The organism is Protofrankia sp. CiP1_Cm_nod4 (assembly GCF_982290645.1).
Genome location: NZ_CEVIVC010000097.1, coordinates 5,398 through 19,025 on the forward strand (window position 1 = coordinate 5,398; position 13,628 = coordinate 19,025).

General features: G+C 71.0%; 12 protein-coding genes. 5 read left to right on the top strand and 7 right to left on the bottom strand.

Annotation, left to right across the window (positions count from 1 at the left end):
- Positions 1 to 384 precede the first annotated feature (384 nt).
- The 3 genes from AC5LSR_RS17095 to AC5LSR_RS17105 all read left to right on the top strand — a co-directional run bounded on the left by AC5LSR_RS17095 (position 385) and on the right by AC5LSR_RS17105 (position 2,774).
- Positions 385 to 567, top strand: coding sequence for a hypothetical protein (locus tag AC5LSR_RS17095; protein ID WP_250286612.1), 183 nt, complete (start codon positions 385 to 387; stop codon positions 565 to 567).
- 128 nt (positions 568 to 695) lie between these two features.
- Positions 696 to 1,895: a PQQ-dependent sugar dehydrogenase gene (locus tag AC5LSR_RS17100; protein ID WP_250286610.1), complete on the top strand. Its 1,200-nt coding sequence runs from the start codon at positions 696 to 698 to the stop codon at positions 1,893 to 1,895.
- 51 nt (positions 1,896 to 1,946) lie between these two features.
- Positions 1,947 to 2,774: an AAA family ATPase gene (locus AC5LSR_RS17105; RefSeq protein ID WP_250286608.1), complete on the top strand. Its 828-nt coding sequence runs from the start codon at positions 1,947 to 1,949 to the stop codon at positions 2,772 to 2,774.
- Between the two features lie 47 nt (positions 2,775 to 2,821).
- Here AC5LSR_RS17105 and AC5LSR_RS17110 read toward each other — a convergent pair whose 3' ends face one another.
- The 6 genes from AC5LSR_RS17110 to prfB form a co-directional block, all read right to left on the bottom strand.
- The gene (locus AC5LSR_RS17110) at positions 2,822 to 4,153 is read right to left on the bottom strand and encodes an FUSC family protein (protein WP_493465332.1); all 1,332 of its coding nucleotides are present in this window, start codon (positions 4,151 to 4,153) and stop codon (positions 2,822 to 2,824) included.
- A 121-nt stretch (positions 4,154 to 4,274) separates the two neighbouring features.
- Positions 4,275 to 5,066, bottom strand: coding sequence for a uroporphyrinogen-III C-methyltransferase (cobA, locus tag AC5LSR_RS17115; protein ID WP_250284330.1), 792 nt, complete (start codon positions 5,064 to 5,066; stop codon positions 4,275 to 4,277).
- Positions 5,067 to 5,424: 358 nt separating this feature from the next.
- Positions 5,425 to 6,348, bottom strand: coding sequence for a hypothetical protein (locus AC5LSR_RS17120; protein WP_250284332.1), 924 nt, complete (start codon positions 6,346 to 6,348; stop codon positions 5,425 to 5,427).
- 79 nt (positions 6,349 to 6,427) lie between these two features.
- On the bottom strand, positions 6,428 to 7,591 hold the full coding sequence (locus AC5LSR_RS17125; protein ID WP_250284334.1) for a toll/interleukin-1 receptor domain-containing protein: 1,164 nt from the start codon (positions 7,589 to 7,591) through the stop codon (positions 6,428 to 6,430).
- Between the two features lie 352 nt (positions 7,592 to 7,943).
- Complete coding sequence (locus tag AC5LSR_RS17130) at positions 7,944 to 9,050, bottom strand: toll/interleukin-1 receptor domain-containing protein (RefSeq protein ID WP_250284336.1); 1,107 nt, start codon at positions 9,048 to 9,050, stop codon at positions 7,944 to 7,946.
- Positions 9,051 to 9,289: 239 nt separating this feature from the next.
- Entirely contained in the window at positions 9,290 to 10,390 is a 1,101-nt protein-coding gene (gene prfB / locus AC5LSR_RS17135) for a peptide chain release factor 2 (RefSeq protein WP_250284338.1), read from the bottom strand.
- Positions 10,391 to 11,046: 656 nt separating this feature from the next.
- Here prfB and AC5LSR_RS17140 point away from each other — a divergent pair.
- Positions 11,047 to 12,021, top strand: coding sequence for a hypothetical protein (locus tag AC5LSR_RS17140; RefSeq protein ID WP_250284340.1), 975 nt, complete (start codon positions 11,047 to 11,049; stop codon positions 12,019 to 12,021).
- A gap of 184 nt (positions 12,022 to 12,205) precedes the next feature.
- Here the strand turns inward: AC5LSR_RS17140 and AC5LSR_RS17145 are convergent, their stop codons facing one another.
- Positions 12,206 to 12,682, bottom strand: a complete 477-nt coding sequence (locus tag AC5LSR_RS17145) for a pilus assembly protein TadG-related protein (protein ID WP_250290273.1) — start codon at positions 12,680 to 12,682, stop codon at positions 12,206 to 12,208.
- Positions 12,683 to 13,212: 530 nt separating this feature from the next.
- On the opposite strand from AC5LSR_RS17145, the gene AC5LSR_RS17150 reads away from it, so the two are divergent.
- Entirely contained in the window at positions 13,213 to 13,410 is a 198-nt protein-coding gene (locus AC5LSR_RS17150; protein ID WP_250290272.1) for a hypothetical protein, read from the top strand.
- The last annotated feature ends 218 nt before the right edge of the window (positions 13,411 to 13,628 follow it).

The following is a 13,628-nucleotide window of genomic DNA, read 5'->3' on the forward strand; positions in this document are numbered from 1 at the left end:
GACCACGACCACGACCACGACACGACACGACACGACACGACGTTGACATGGATCAGTCACAATTCAGCCGCGCTCCGGTCACATTCCGGTCACATTTTGGTCACGTTCCGGTCATGGCTCGGTTGTGCTCCAGCCTCGGGCCGACCGCGGACCGGTCACGGTTCGACCGTGGTCTGGTCACCGTCCGCTCTGTCATCGCCGGTGCGGACGAGCGTCCGGTGAGCGGGCAGGTGGACAGGGCCGATCGCTCGTCAGATAGTGGAACTTTCCTTGGCCGCCAGACATTGTGCGGGGCGGACAGGCCGTGCACGCGGCGGCCGGCTGTTCGTCACCATCGCGCGCCAGCCGGACACAGGGCAACCGGACGCAAGGGAGGTCGACGGCATGTGCTGCGAGGACCTGGTATGCGCCCGATGCGCCGGGCCAGTGGCCGAGGCCCGGTGCCCGTCCTGCCGGTCGGCTCGTGACTCGATGCACCACTCGTCCTTCACGATCACTCCGCAGCTGCTGATCGCCGTTGTCGCGGTGCTCCTGATGCTCGCCCTGCTGGCCGCCCATCACGGCTGAGCCAGGGCGGACAGCCCTCCCGGTCGCTTCCAGGGCACGTGCGGCGTGGGCGCGACGTTGGACGGGTAGCCCGACCGGACGCGACGCACCGTCGCCGGCCGTCAGGACATCGACCGTGAGGAGAGCGGATGCCGTCTGTCAGCATGCCGCGGCCACGCGGTCGCGCCGGCCGGGCGGCGGGCGGTCACGGTCCCGCCCGTGCGGCCCTGCGCGCCCGCGCGGCGGTAGCTCTCATCGGCCTGGCCGGGATCGTCCTTGCCGGCTGCGGCTCGACCGGTACCTCCCAGGCGGACGATCCCGCGGGCACGTCCACCGGCTCCGGTCAGGGTGGTTCGCACCAGGACGGCTCACAGCGGCCGGAGACGGTTGCCAGCGGGCTGCGGGTGCCCTGGGGCCTGGCGTTCCTTCCCGACCGTTCCGCGCTGGTGGCCGAACGTGGCAGTGGCCGCATCCTGCGCGTGCCGGCGAACGGCGGCACACCCACCGAGGTCATGCGCATTCCTGACGTAGCGGCCGGCTCCGGTGAAGGCGGTCTGCTCGGTCTGGCGGTCTCCCCCGGCTATGCCACCGACCATCTCGTGTACGCCTACTACACCACCGCCACCGACAACCGGATCGTGAGATTCCCGCTGCCGTCGGGTGACACACCGCGGGCGGCCGTCGAACCGATTCTCACCGGGATCGCGAAGGCCACCATCCACAACGGTGGACGTATCGCCTTCGGCCCCGACGGCATGCTCTACGCCAGTACGGGTGACGCCTCGGAAAAGAGCAGGGCCCAGGACGCGTCCAGCCTGAACGGCAAGATTCTGCGGATGCGTCCCGACGGTTCGGTACCGGCCGGCAACCCCGGCCCGGATTCGCTCGTGTACAGCCTCGGCCATCGCAACGTCCAGGGCCTGGCCTGGGACTCCGCCGGTCGGCTGTGGGCCACCGAGTTCGGCCAGAACACCTACGACGAGGTCAACCTGATCCAGCCCGGACACAACTACGGATGGCCCCTTGTCGAGGGCAGGGGTGACACCGACGGCGGCCGCTTCACCAGTCCCTTCGTCACCTGGAAACCCGCCGAGGCCTCCCCGAGCGGGGCCGCGATCATCGGTAGCACCCTGTATGTGGCCGCGCTCCGCGGCGAGCGGCTCTGGGCCGTCCCTCTTGACGGAAAGGGTGCTGGAACACCGCACGCTCTTCTGGACGGCGCATTCGGGCGCCTGCGCACTGTCGTGGCCGCTCCCGACGGATCCCTGTGGATTACGACCAGCAACACGGATGGACGTGGCTCACCACGTGACGGCGATGACAGAATTCTGCGTCTCACCTCGTTCTGACCGCCGCGAACCGGTCCCGGCCACCATGAGCCGGCCCCGGCGGACAGTCTGATGACGTCCCGGCTGTCGAGATCTCCAGGCGGATACGGGCTGAGGCTGCCCAACCGCCGCGTGACGCTGCGCGCCAGCGCATCCGGCCCGGGCCCCACGGACGCCCGGAGGACGGGCCACAGCGCGACCGGTCGCGACACGACCGGACGCGACGTCTGTGCTCTCGGCAGGCCCGGGCCCCCGCATGCCGGCGATCCGTCCGGCGATCCGTCCGGCGCGGGCTGGACGCTGCGCTACCCCGCCGGCACAGTGCTGATCGTGGCCGGCATCCCCGGGGCCGGCAAGAGCACACTCATCCGGCACGTGTTCGGCGACATCACGGACCCGGGCCCGAAGCCGAGCCCGGAGCCAGGCTCGGACCCGAGGGCACGGACGCGGGGCGCCAGGCCGCTGATCCTGGACTCCGCCGACATCCGGACCGCGTTACGGGCCCGCCTCGGGCCGCGCCTGCCGTACCGGCTGTACCGGCCCGCGGTACACATCGCGCACTACGCCCGGATCGCGTGGATGACGGCCCGGCACGGTGAGAGCCTCGTCGTCCACGAGTGCGGGACGCGGCGATGGGCGCGCCGGGCCATCACCGGGCTCGCCCGAGCACGCCACCGGCCCGCCCATCTCATCCTGATCGACGCACCGTCGGCGGACGCGCTCGCGGGACAACGGGCCCGGGGCCGGACGGTACGTTCCCGCGCGTTCCGGCGCCACGAACGGTCGTGGGCCCGGCTGCGGGCCGCGGGCCCGGCGGCGCTGTACCGCGAGGGCTGGTCGTCGGCCCGGGTTCTCGACCGCCGCGACGCACGCACCCTGAACGCGATCCGTTTCGGCTGAACGGCGGAACGCCCGACGGCGCCCGGCGGGCCCGGCGCGGGGCGTGATCACGAGCTGTCGGGGGCGAATCCGAGTGCCTCGTCCGTGGCGTGCATGACCTCGTCGAAGTCGAGGCCCATGCCGAGCAGCAGGTCCACCGCGGCCGAACGGACCTGGCCCACGATCACCACGGCGGGCAGCGTCTGTTCCGGTGACAGCGCCCGCGCGGCCAGCCGGACGGCCCGCATGGCGCTGCGGTGCGCGTCGGCCCGCGCGTCGGCCGCCTGGCCGGCCGACGTGCCCGCCCGCGCCCGCGCGCCGCGGCCCCGGTGAGGCCCGGCCTGCTCCTCGACCAGCGCCGTCAGGTATCCGCCCAGCGCGCGGACCGCCTCGGCGAGCTGGCTGACCGCGTCGACGAGCACCGGCGGTGCCGGAGCGCCCAGCCGCAGCAGCATGACCGCGGACCGGGCGAGAACACGCACGTTGCGTACCGCGTGGTCCATCTTCGCGGCGACCTCGCCGTATGCCGCCAGCGACGGCGAGCGGCGCCGGCGCAGGATGGTGAACCGGGCCGACTCCTCGGCCACGGCGACCGCGCCGTGGAACGCCGCGACCGCGGAGTCGATGCCGCGCGCCTCCTCCAGCGTCTGCCGGGCAGCGTCGTGGTCGTCGGCTTTCAGCGCGGCCGCGACACTGTCGAGGACGTCGGCCAGCCGTTCGAACACCGGCGCGGACTCGTCGGCCAGCTCGGTCAGCGGGTCGGTCCGCAGCGGCAGCTGGTTGACCGCGATGGCGACGGCGCCGCCGACCATCGCGTCGAAGAACCGGGCGGGGACGAGACCGCCGTCCGCCGGCGTGGTCACGGCGACATAGATGGCGGACACCGCCGACTGCACCACGAGGATCGCCCCGCCGCCGAGGAAGGCGGCCACGGACAGGGTGAGGACGGTGACGGCCACCACCGACCAGACGCTCGCCGGGCCGATGGCATTGGAGATCACATCGGCGATCAGCACGCCTACCGCGACTCCGACCCAGATGTCCAGCGCCCGCCGCAGCCGTTGCCCGCGGGTGACCCCGAGGACGATCAGTGCGGCGGCCGGGGCGAAGAACGGCAGGTCGTCCCCGACGAGATACACACCCAGCAGCCAGGCCACGGTCACGGCAAGACCCGCCTCGACGACCGCGTCCACGCAGCCGCGTAATCGCCGCAGGCCCTGAGCGAACCATGACCGGGCCGCCCGCAGCCGGCCTGCCCATGGCCCGGCCGCGGCCGCGGGCCCGGACGGCCGGAGGCCAGGCGACGGGGGGGCCTGCGACGGGGGGCCGGATGGCAGCTCGCGGCTGGTTGCCGGGCCGGCGGCCAGCGTGACCGCCGGCCGGTGCCGGTGCTGGGTCATCGTCGTGGCTCCGGTTCTGCTCTGCGGTCCGGGCCTGGGAGCGGCCGGACTGATGATCCTGATCGGGCGTCGGCCGGGTGGCCCCGCGGGGCCACGGGATCAGAGCCTCGCCGTCGCGGGATCAGAACTCCTTCTGCCGTAAAGTGTCAATCTCATTCCTTACCGTGACGACATCCCCGATGACGATGACGGCCGGCGGCTGGATGGCGGCCTGGGCGACCAGGGCCGGGATGTCGGCAAGCGGGCCGGCGACCACCTGCTGGTCACCACTGCCGCCGTCGCGGATCACCGCTGCCGGGGTCGACGCCGGGCGCCCACGCTTGATCAGTTCGGCGGTGATCTGCTCCAGCGCGCCGATGCCCATGAGGATGATGATCGTCCCGGGGCCGGTCGCCACGGCGTCCCAGTCGACCGTCGAGCCCGGATGCGACGGGTCGACATGGCCGGACACGATCGTGACGTCCTGGGTGATCCCACGGTGGGTGACCGGGATGCCGGCCAGTGCGGGCACCGCCGTCGCGCTGGTCACCCCCGGGACGACCTCGCAGGGCACCCCGGCGGCCGCGCAGGCCAGCGCCTCCTCGCCGCCGCGGCCGAAGACGAACGGGTCGCCGCCCTTGAGACGCACCACCCCCAGGCCACGCCGGGCGCGTTCGACGATCACCTGGTTGATCTGCTCCTGGGTGAGGTTGTGGCCGTGCGGCGCCTTGCCAGCGTCCACGATCTCGACCTCGGGCCGTAAGCCGTCGAGCAGGGCCCGCGGGGCGAGCCGGTCGACCACCACCACGTCCGCTCGGCGCAGCAGCTCCAGGCCCCGGACGGTGATCAGATCGGGCCGCCCCGGGCCGCCGCCGACGAGCGCCACCCAGCCGCCCACCGGGCGCTGGGCTCGCGCGTCCCGGTCCCGGTCCACGTCTCGCTCCTGGCCCCGCTCCTGGCCCCGGTCCTGATCCCGGTCCTGGCCCCCGTCCTGATCCCGGTCCTGATCCCGGTTCCACTGCTGGTCCCGGTCCGGGAGCTGGCCTCTGCTCCGCTCCCTGTCCTGGTCCGCGGTCCCGCCTGGGCGGGCTGCCCCGCGTAAGGCACCCGCATGCCCGTCGTCGCCGCCATGCCCGGCCGCCATCGGTGGATCCGTGTCGAGTCTGCCCACGATGAGAGTGTGCGGCCTCCGGCGCGGAAAAGCCGTAGGTAGGTCCCGTCGTGATGGCAGCGGCTGCCACACCTGTGACCTGCGCGTCCGTAGGTGGCAACCGCGGCCGCGGCGGAGGTTTCTACCTACTGTCCCGCCGATGCGTCCTCTGTCCCCGCCGATGTGTCCCGCTGATACGGCGCAGGCCGCTGAGTACGAGGGCGACCATCTCGTCGGTGTCGTCCGTGGCGAACAGCGTTTCGTTCTCGGCCTGGTCGAGGCCGTTGGCGAGCGCCTCCGGGCCGGCCACCCGCAGCTCGGTGAGCAGGCCGTCGTAGTCGACCGGTGTGCCGGCGCGGGCCGCCTGCGCCACCAGCTCGGCGTATCCCGGACGGGCCGCGAGCTGGCTGTCCAGCTCCAGGTCACGGGGCCGCCCGCCGGTCACGGCCTCGATGACCCGCTCGGTGCAGCCGCCGAAGCCGCCCAGCAGGAACAGCGGCCGCCCGGCCCGCAGCGTGAGCACGGCCTCCTCGAGCAGGCCGGGGTAGAGCCCCGCGCCGACGACGACGGCACCGCCGAGCATCACCCGCGCGTCGGTCTCGGTGGCCATGCGCTCACGCATGGCGGTCAGCGCGCGGGCCCGCTTCCAGCGGGCCACCACCGCGTCACCAGCGCTGCCGATGTTACCTGGGTCGTCCCGCAGATCCGGGTCGTCAGGACTGATGTCGGCCGGTGGCGGCACACCGACCACCGTCGCGACGTCGACGAGCTCGGCCTGTTCGTCCACCCCGAACCGCAGGAACAGGTGCCACGCCAGGTAGTCGGTCACCCGCTCCGGCCCGGGCCGGCCGGGCAGGTCGTAGGTGTCGACGAGATCGAACAGGACCCGGCTGTACCCGCCGGCGCGCAGGTCACCGCCGTAGGCGAGGGAGCCGCCAGCGGCCAGGACATGCCGGGCGATCTCGACGAACGCGTGCCGCTGGTGCGGCACCCCCAGGCCTCGCCGGACCAGGTCCGGGCTGTCCGAGATCGAGACGGCCACCCGGATGTCCGCGAGCGAGCTCACAGCAACCTCCTCGCGCGCTCTGTCACCACCGGGCCCGTCGCGGGCCCCATCATGTCGGGAGTCATGTCAGGAACAGCGGTCATGTCGAGAACAGCATCGTCGGCGTCACCATCCGTAGCGAACCGTCGAGCTTCGCCAGCACCCGGCTCTCCTCGGTACCCAGCGGTGGATCAGGATATAGAAGATCGACTGGGGACGCACCTCCGGCGGAATTCCGTGGCAGATCAAGCAGCGTCAGCAGTTCGGGTGGCCGGGCCAGCAGGAACGCGGGCAGAGCGACACCGTGCCGGCCGCACATCTCGGCGGCCCGCAGCGGGAAATACCGGTGCCTGAGCGTCTCGGTCAGCAGAACGCCGACCAGACGGTCGAGAACCGCTCGCGAGTCATGGTGCCAGCGGACGGTCGGAACGTTGCCGAGATACGGGAAGGCGCGCGCCGAGTGGTCCGTGAACGCGTCCAGGACAACCACCGGCATGGACGCGCGCTTCGCGCCGAGGAGCTCCCGCTGGCACCACGGCCGTGAACCATACGAATCCGAGTTCACCGCGAGCAGCGCGCTACTGGTGGCCGCGGCGTCGAGAACGTCGGCGAAAGAGTCCCCACCGGATATGTGGTGCGCGTCGAGGAAGTCGTCGACATCGGTCTCGAGCCGAAGATGCCGGGCCACCTGCCTGGCGATGTCACCGCCATCCGCGGACGCGTAGCTGATGAACACCCGGACCGGATCCGCGGCACCGATCTGACGGCACACCCGGTGGACGACATGGTTCAGCAGGACCTGCTCACGAAAACGCGCCGGCAGCGTGTGCAGGTCGACGACGTCGACGTCGGCCGCGACGGGGACGCGGGCGAAGTTGGGAGTGAGCGCGAACGGCAGCAACCAGTTACCGGGCCCGGCGCCGACAGCGCGCAGCAGTTCCGCGAGATAGTCGTTCCAGCCGGCGCCCACCAGGGCGTTGTCGATGAGCAGGACGATGACATTGCGCTCGGCCAGGCTGAGATCGACAGGTGGTGGCACGTCGGCGGCCCGCCGCGCGCCACGGCCGTCCGGGTGGCGGTGCAAAGGCCCGCCAGCCGACCAGAAACGCACCGGAACTCCCAGCGAGCGGGCGGCCGGCCGCGACGGGTCGGCCGTCAGATGCGTGAAGACGGCGTCGGCGAGCTGGTGGGCTTCCGCGCCGGCACCGGAACGCCAGACCACGTGTACGACGACGGGCGGCCGCGGTCGCCCGGCGGCGCTCACCAACGGTCGTCAGTCGGGTCAGGATGCATTCCGGCACGATAATCCGGTGCCGCATTCGGGCACCACGGCGGGGGTTAGGAGGGCCGGTCCAGCGCCAGGACGGCCTCTGCCAGGACGGACGGCCCCTGCCGGGACGGCCGCCGGGAGGCGGACACCCCCGGTGGGCGAACGGTCTTCGGCGGCGACGCCGGCCGTCAGCCCGCCACTCGTCCGCACGACATCCCACGTGCGCGGCATGCGCCCCGGGCGTTTCACATGGCCCGGCCGGTGGGCCGCTGGGCCGCGGCCGGCCGGGCGTCCGCGACGCGTTCTCCGGCGCCGGAAACAACGGGGCACGCCGAGAACAGCCCGGTCACGTCGAGAAGAGCATCGTCGGTGTCATCAGCCGCATCCTCGGCTCGAACTCGTGTAGCAGCCGCGTCTCCTCGCTGTCCAGCGGAGGATCGGGATAGACGACGGTCAGGTCCACCTCCACCGAGCCGGCGCGGCGGCGCAGCTCAAGCAGCGTGAGCGGCTCGGGCGGCCGGGAAAGGCAGCAGTACGGCCGGTCGACCCGCCGCAGCCGGGACAGCCAGGCCACCTGGCGGGGAAAATACCGGTGCCGGAACGACTCGGCGAGGAGCAGGCCCAGCAGCCGCTCCATGACGAGCGGCGAGTCCGGTCTCCAGCGCAGTATCGGAATGTTCCCGAGATAGGGCGAGCGACGCTCGTCGCGGTCCTCGACCGCGTCCAGCAGAACAATCGGTCCGAGTTCGCGCTTGGCCCTGATGACCTCGTGCCGGCACCATCCCCGGGAGCTGTAGGAATCGGTCACGATCGCCAGGAACGCCGACGCGGAAATCGCCCGGTCTATCGCCTCGACGAGCCGTTCACCGGCGGCGATACTGTGCACGTCGAGAAAGTCACCGACGTCCGTGCACTCGTGCAGATATTTGCGCACGGCCAGCGCCACGCCCCGGCCGTCCGTCGAGGCGTGGCTGAGCAGTACGGTGAGCGGGGAATTGTCGTCGGTGACATGCCGGAAGAGCCGGTGCAGGATTTTGTTCACGAACACCTGGTCCCGCAGCTCGTGGGCTGCCTCGTAGAGCCTGAGGCAGTTCACGTCCGAGATCGACGAGGTCCGGTCGACCTTCCGGGTGAGCAGCACCGGCAACAGCCAGTGACGAGATGACGCCGAGGTCATGCCGACGAGCTCGGCGATGTAGTCGTTCCAGCCGCCGCTTATCAGCCACGCGTCGACAAGCAGCACCACGATGTTGCGTTCGGCCCGCTCGAGATCGACGGCTGGCGGCGGATCGTCCCGTCCGGGCGACCGCGGATTCGGCGTGGACGTCCAGAAACGGACCGGCACACCGAGGCCTCGCACCCGCGGGCGCCACGGATCGGCGCACAGGAACTTGAAGGCGACGCCGGCAAGATGCTCGCCGAGGCGACTGCCACCGTGCCAGACTACATGCACCGCAACAGGCAATCGCCTGTCAGCGGTTACCAACGGTCGTCAGCCGAGTCGGGATACACCCCGGCACAATAACCGGGCGGTCATGCCCGTCCTGGGGCCACGTGCCAGACCGTGGCTCCGGCTATGCGTCAGGGACACGTGCCAGAACCACGCATCAGGACGCGGCCCTTCCCAGTGCCCGGGCCCGGCCCGTCTCGGTCTCGGTCTCGGACGGACAGGTGAGCGGATACGGACGGGGGTTATCCCTGCCGCTCCGTGGTCCGCCGCCAGCGGATCTCCGCGTCGATGAACTCGTCGATGTCGCCGTCGAGCACCGCCGCCGTGCCGGACGTCTCGACCTCGGTCCGCAGGTCCTTCACCATCTGGTACGGGTGCAGAACGTAGTTGCGGATCTGGGAGCCGAAGGAGACGTCCTGCGGCCCGCCGGTCAGCCGCTGCTTCTCGGCGGCCTCCTCGGCCCGCCTGCGTTCGAGCAGCTTCGCCTGGAGCACCATCATGGCCGCGGCCTTGTTCTGTAGCTGGCTGCGTTCGTTCTGACAGGTCACCACGATGTTGGTGGGCAGATGGGTGATCCGCACCGCGGAGTCGGTGGTGTTGACGCCCTGCCCGCCCGGCCCGGACGACCGGAAGATGTCGATCCGCAGCTCCTTGTCGTCGATCTCGACGTGGTCGGACTGCTCGACCGCGGGTGTCACCTCGACCCCGGCGAACGAGGTCTGCCGCCTGTTCTGGTTGTCGAAGGGGCTGATCCGCACCAGCCGGTGGACGCCGTGCTCGCTGCGCAGCGTCCCGTACGCGTAGGGCGCCCTGATCTGGAACGTGGCGGACTTCAGGCCCGCCTCCTCTGCCTCTGAGGTGTCGAACACCTCGGCGGCGTACCCGTGCCGTTCGGCCCAGCGCAGATACATGCGCAGCAGCATCGCGGTCCAGTCGGCGGCATCCACGCCGCCGGCGCCGGCCGAGAGCTGGACGATCGCGTCACGCTCGTCGTACTCACCGGAGAGCAGGGTGCGGACCTCGAGCGTGGAGATGTCGCGGGCGAGCGTGGGCAGGTCGTTCGCGGCCTCGGCGAGCAGGTCGTCGTCCCCCAGGTCGAGGGCGGCGATGACGTCGTCGAGACGCCGGCGCAGCGCCTCGACCCGCGAGATGTCCCCACGTACCGACGACAGTCGCCTGGTCACGACCTGGGCGCGTTCCTGATCGCTCCACAGCTGTGGGTCCGCTGCCTCGCGTTCCAGATCGGCTGCGCGACGACGGAGAGCTTCGAGATCAAGAACGGCCTCGATGCCGGCAAGCGTCGCGTCGAGAGCCTTGATCTCCTCTGTGATGTCGGCGGCCATGAGACCCACCTTACCGTCGGACGCACCGCACCCCCAGCCGTACAGATCTTGCCTCTCCGTTGCCTCCGGTTCGCCGCGCGACGCGGATCACGGCCCGTCGGTCGCCACGGAACGTAACCGATGATAACGGGGAAAGATCGCGGTACGCGGGAAAGCGGGCGCGTGGGGGCGCGCGGAGGGAACATGGGGGCATGCCCAGCCCAGCACGGCCGGGGCCGCGAAACCGTGGCGCACACGCCTGCCAGCCCGCCGCGACCGAGGCGATGTCATCCGGTGGAAACACCGAGGCGCCAGCTGAAATAACAGGGAAACAATGTTACGAGAAAGCGACGGTGTTACAGCCAGGTAATTTACCCCGGCCGGCCACACCGCCGACACGGCCCGCCCGGCGGCGTAATACCCTTGTGAGACACACAACACACCGCCACATCCCGGCACGGAAGCGGCAGGCGTTCCGAAACGCTATCGTTGGTAACGAGTGGCTTCTTCGGCCTGGAAGTGGTGACGTCGCATGCGCCCTTCCAGGGCTTGTCGGAATCGGCACCGGTGAGCACGGGAGCTCCGCCGCGCGTCGTCACCCTCGGGTGAGTCGTGGCCCTTGGCGGACAGAAAGAGAACCACGGTAATACGCCCGCCCGAACCCGAAGGACGCCGACATGCCTGAGCCTGCCGACCGACGACGGGTGCTCGCGGCCACCGTGGCCCCCATTGTCGCCATGACCGACCAGGCAAGCACCAGCGACCTGCACGAAGCCTGCGCACGGGCGCTGGAACAGGCGCTGGACAGCTACGAGACCGCCGACCTGGCCGACATCGTCTCCGGCCTGACCAGGCTGGAGGAGACCATGCGCACGGTGCCGCGTGCGCGGCGGCTACGGGGATCGGTCGCGCTGGACTGGATGCGGCTGCACGCCGCCGTGACCACCACCATGGCCGGAGCCGCCTACGACCAGGGCCGTCACGGCGACGCCGTGTCCCTGGCCGACCGGGCCGCGACGGTCGCCCGGGCCGCCGGTGACGGGCCGCTCGCCGGCCGTGCGCTGACCGTCCGCGCCCGGGTGGTCCGCCAGCACAACCCGGCGGTGGCGTTGCAGATCGCCGATGCCGCCGGCCGTATCGCCGGCACGAGCCCGGCCCGGGCGCTGGTCGCCGGCAAGGTCTCGGCCAGCTCGTATGCCGCGGTCGGCGACGTCGCCGGGGTCCGGCGCTCGGTGGCCCAGGCATGGAAGATCATGGAGCTGATGGACAGCTCCGCGCACGGGCGTCCGGGATTCGCCCTCGACACCTACTCCCCCGCCGACCTCGCGCTCGCCTCCGCCGAGGCGTTGACCACCGTGGGCGTCGCCGAGGACGCGGACAGCCACCTCGAGCGGGCGTCCGAGATGATCGACGACAGCGGACAGACCGGGATGGTGGTCGCGGTGCACATGGCGCGGGCCCGGGCCGCGCTCAGCCGCGAACGTCCCGACCCCTACGAGGCCAGGCAGCACGCCTCCCACGCGGTGACCCTCTCCCTGCAACGGCCAGCGGAATGGGTCGCCCGGCTGGTGCACGACATCTCCGCGCTCGCCACCAGGCGCACCGGCCACGACCTGGACGACCTGATCGCCACCACCTCCCCCTGGTTCTGACGGGGGTTGCCATGGGCCTTTCCAGGAAGGCTCCCGACGAGGCGCGGCCCGCGGCCCGGACCGGGGCGGGCGGTGCCGTCACGGCAGATTACCCGCGGTACCGCCTGCCGTAGCGGCTGGTGTTCATCGGCTGGTGTTCCGCGGGACGCGGGGGGCGTGGCCGGGCCGTAGCCGGGCCGGCGTTTCAGGGCGCGGGCGGGCGGACGAGTGACTGGGCGTCCGCGCTGGCCGTGACGGTCAGCGGGCCGATCCCCAGGATCGCCACCACCGGCAGGGTCACCGTGCGGATACCGGTCACCCGGACCGTCGCCGGCTCCACCAGTTCCGCGGTCAGCGTCGTGCGCCCGGACGGGTCGGCGTCGCTCTGGTACTGCGCGACGGTCGCGGCGACCGCCGTCAGCGGCAGCCGCTGGAGCTCCCCCGTCGCGGTGTAGATCGCCGTCTCGTCGACGCTCTGGGCCGCGGCGAGCGCCGCACCGTCCGCGGCGGAGGCGAGCGAACGCCTGGCCAGGTACACCACGGACACGTCGGTCACCACGAGCGCCAGCATCAACGCGACAAGAACATAGCCGAGGGTGAGAATCAGGATCGATCCCTCGTCCCGCACCCGGTGGCCTCCCGGCCCCCGGCGCATGGGACGTTTACACAGGTCAACGCACATCCGCGTCCCCTCCGGTCCGCAGCCAGGCGGCACTTGGCCCGCGGGCTGCCCCACCAGGGCCCGCGACGGCCACGATTTTCCGCGTCCGATCCGCCGCTCATCGGTGAGCGCAGGCTTTTCAGTTTCTCAAAGGGGCCGGAGCGCTCCGTTCAGGACCCCGCTCGCGGAAGCGCACCGCACCCAGTGCCTGGCCGATACCGAGCGACAAGGCCGGCTGGGACGACCAAGAAGACCACCGCGGGACGGCACACCTACGAGGATGTCGGGGAGCTGCTGGCCGAACTCGTGCTCACCGGCGAGGACATGGATCGCGCCCGCGAAACCACCGCCGGCCACATCCGTGCATGGCGATGGCGATGGGCACCTTGCCCAGGCCGCGGCTCCCGTGCCACATCAAGCGGCTGCTCCTTTGAGGATCCTGGCTCACGCCCCCAGCGGATCCGGACCGCGGGATGATCAAGAAACCATGGAGCATGGTAAGATGCGAGGAATCTGTTCACAGGCTGTCCAGGATGGGAAGGGGGGCCGAGATGGACCACGAGCCGCCGGCCGTTCTGGCCGATGTCGAATTTGTCGACCTTTCCCCTACCGCGCAGGCAGCGCTCGACGAGGCACTGGCCGAGGCCGATGCCGGCCACACCGAGCTGTACGACAGCGTCGAGGAGTTCGACGCGTCCCTGCGAGCGGCCGTCGTCGGCGACCTGGTCGAGTATCCCCGTACGGCCTGACCCAGACTTCTGCTCTGTGGCAGAAAGAGTATCGTGCGTGTGTGCCCACATTCGAGCGGACCTTACGCTTTCTGGACATGTACCGCCGTCTGACTCCCGCCCAGCGTGAGCGATTTCTGCGCGCACGGGACATGTTTCTCGTCGACCTCCGTAGCGGGAACGGGTTCCGCAAGGGGCTACGAGTCAAGGGCGTACGGACCCGACCAGGAGTGTATGAG

Bases quoted from the DNA above. Each gene is read 5' to 3' on its own strand.
- AC5LSR_RS17095 (WP_250286612.1), top strand. From the start codon at position 385: ATGTGCTGCGAGGACCTGGTATGCGCCCGATGCGCCGGGCCAGTGGCC.
- AC5LSR_RS17100 (WP_250286610.1), top strand. From the start codon at position 696: ATGCCGTCTGTCAGCATGCCGCGGCCACGCGGTCGCGCCGGCCGGGCG.
- AC5LSR_RS17105 (WP_250286608.1), top strand. From the start codon at position 1,947: ATGACGTCCCGGCTGTCGAGATCTCCAGGCGGATACGGGCTGAGGCTG.
- AC5LSR_RS17110 (WP_493465332.1), bottom strand. From the start codon at position 4,153: ATGACCCAGCACCGGCACCGGCCGGCGGTCACGCTGGCCGCCGGCCCG.
- prfB (WP_250284338.1), bottom strand. From the start codon at position 10,390: ATGGCCGCCGACATCACAGAGGAGATCAAGGCTCTCGACGCGACGCTT.
- AC5LSR_RS17140 (WP_250284340.1), top strand. From the start codon at position 11,047: ATGCCTGAGCCTGCCGACCGACGACGGGTGCTCGCGGCCACCGTGGCC.
- AC5LSR_RS17145 (WP_250290273.1), bottom strand. From the start codon at position 12,682: ATGTGCGTTGACCTGTGTAAACGTCCCATGCGCCGGGGGCCGGGAGGC.
- AC5LSR_RS17150 (WP_250290272.1), top strand. From the start codon at position 13,213: ATGGACCACGAGCCGCCGGCCGTTCTGGCCGATGTCGAATTTGTCGAC.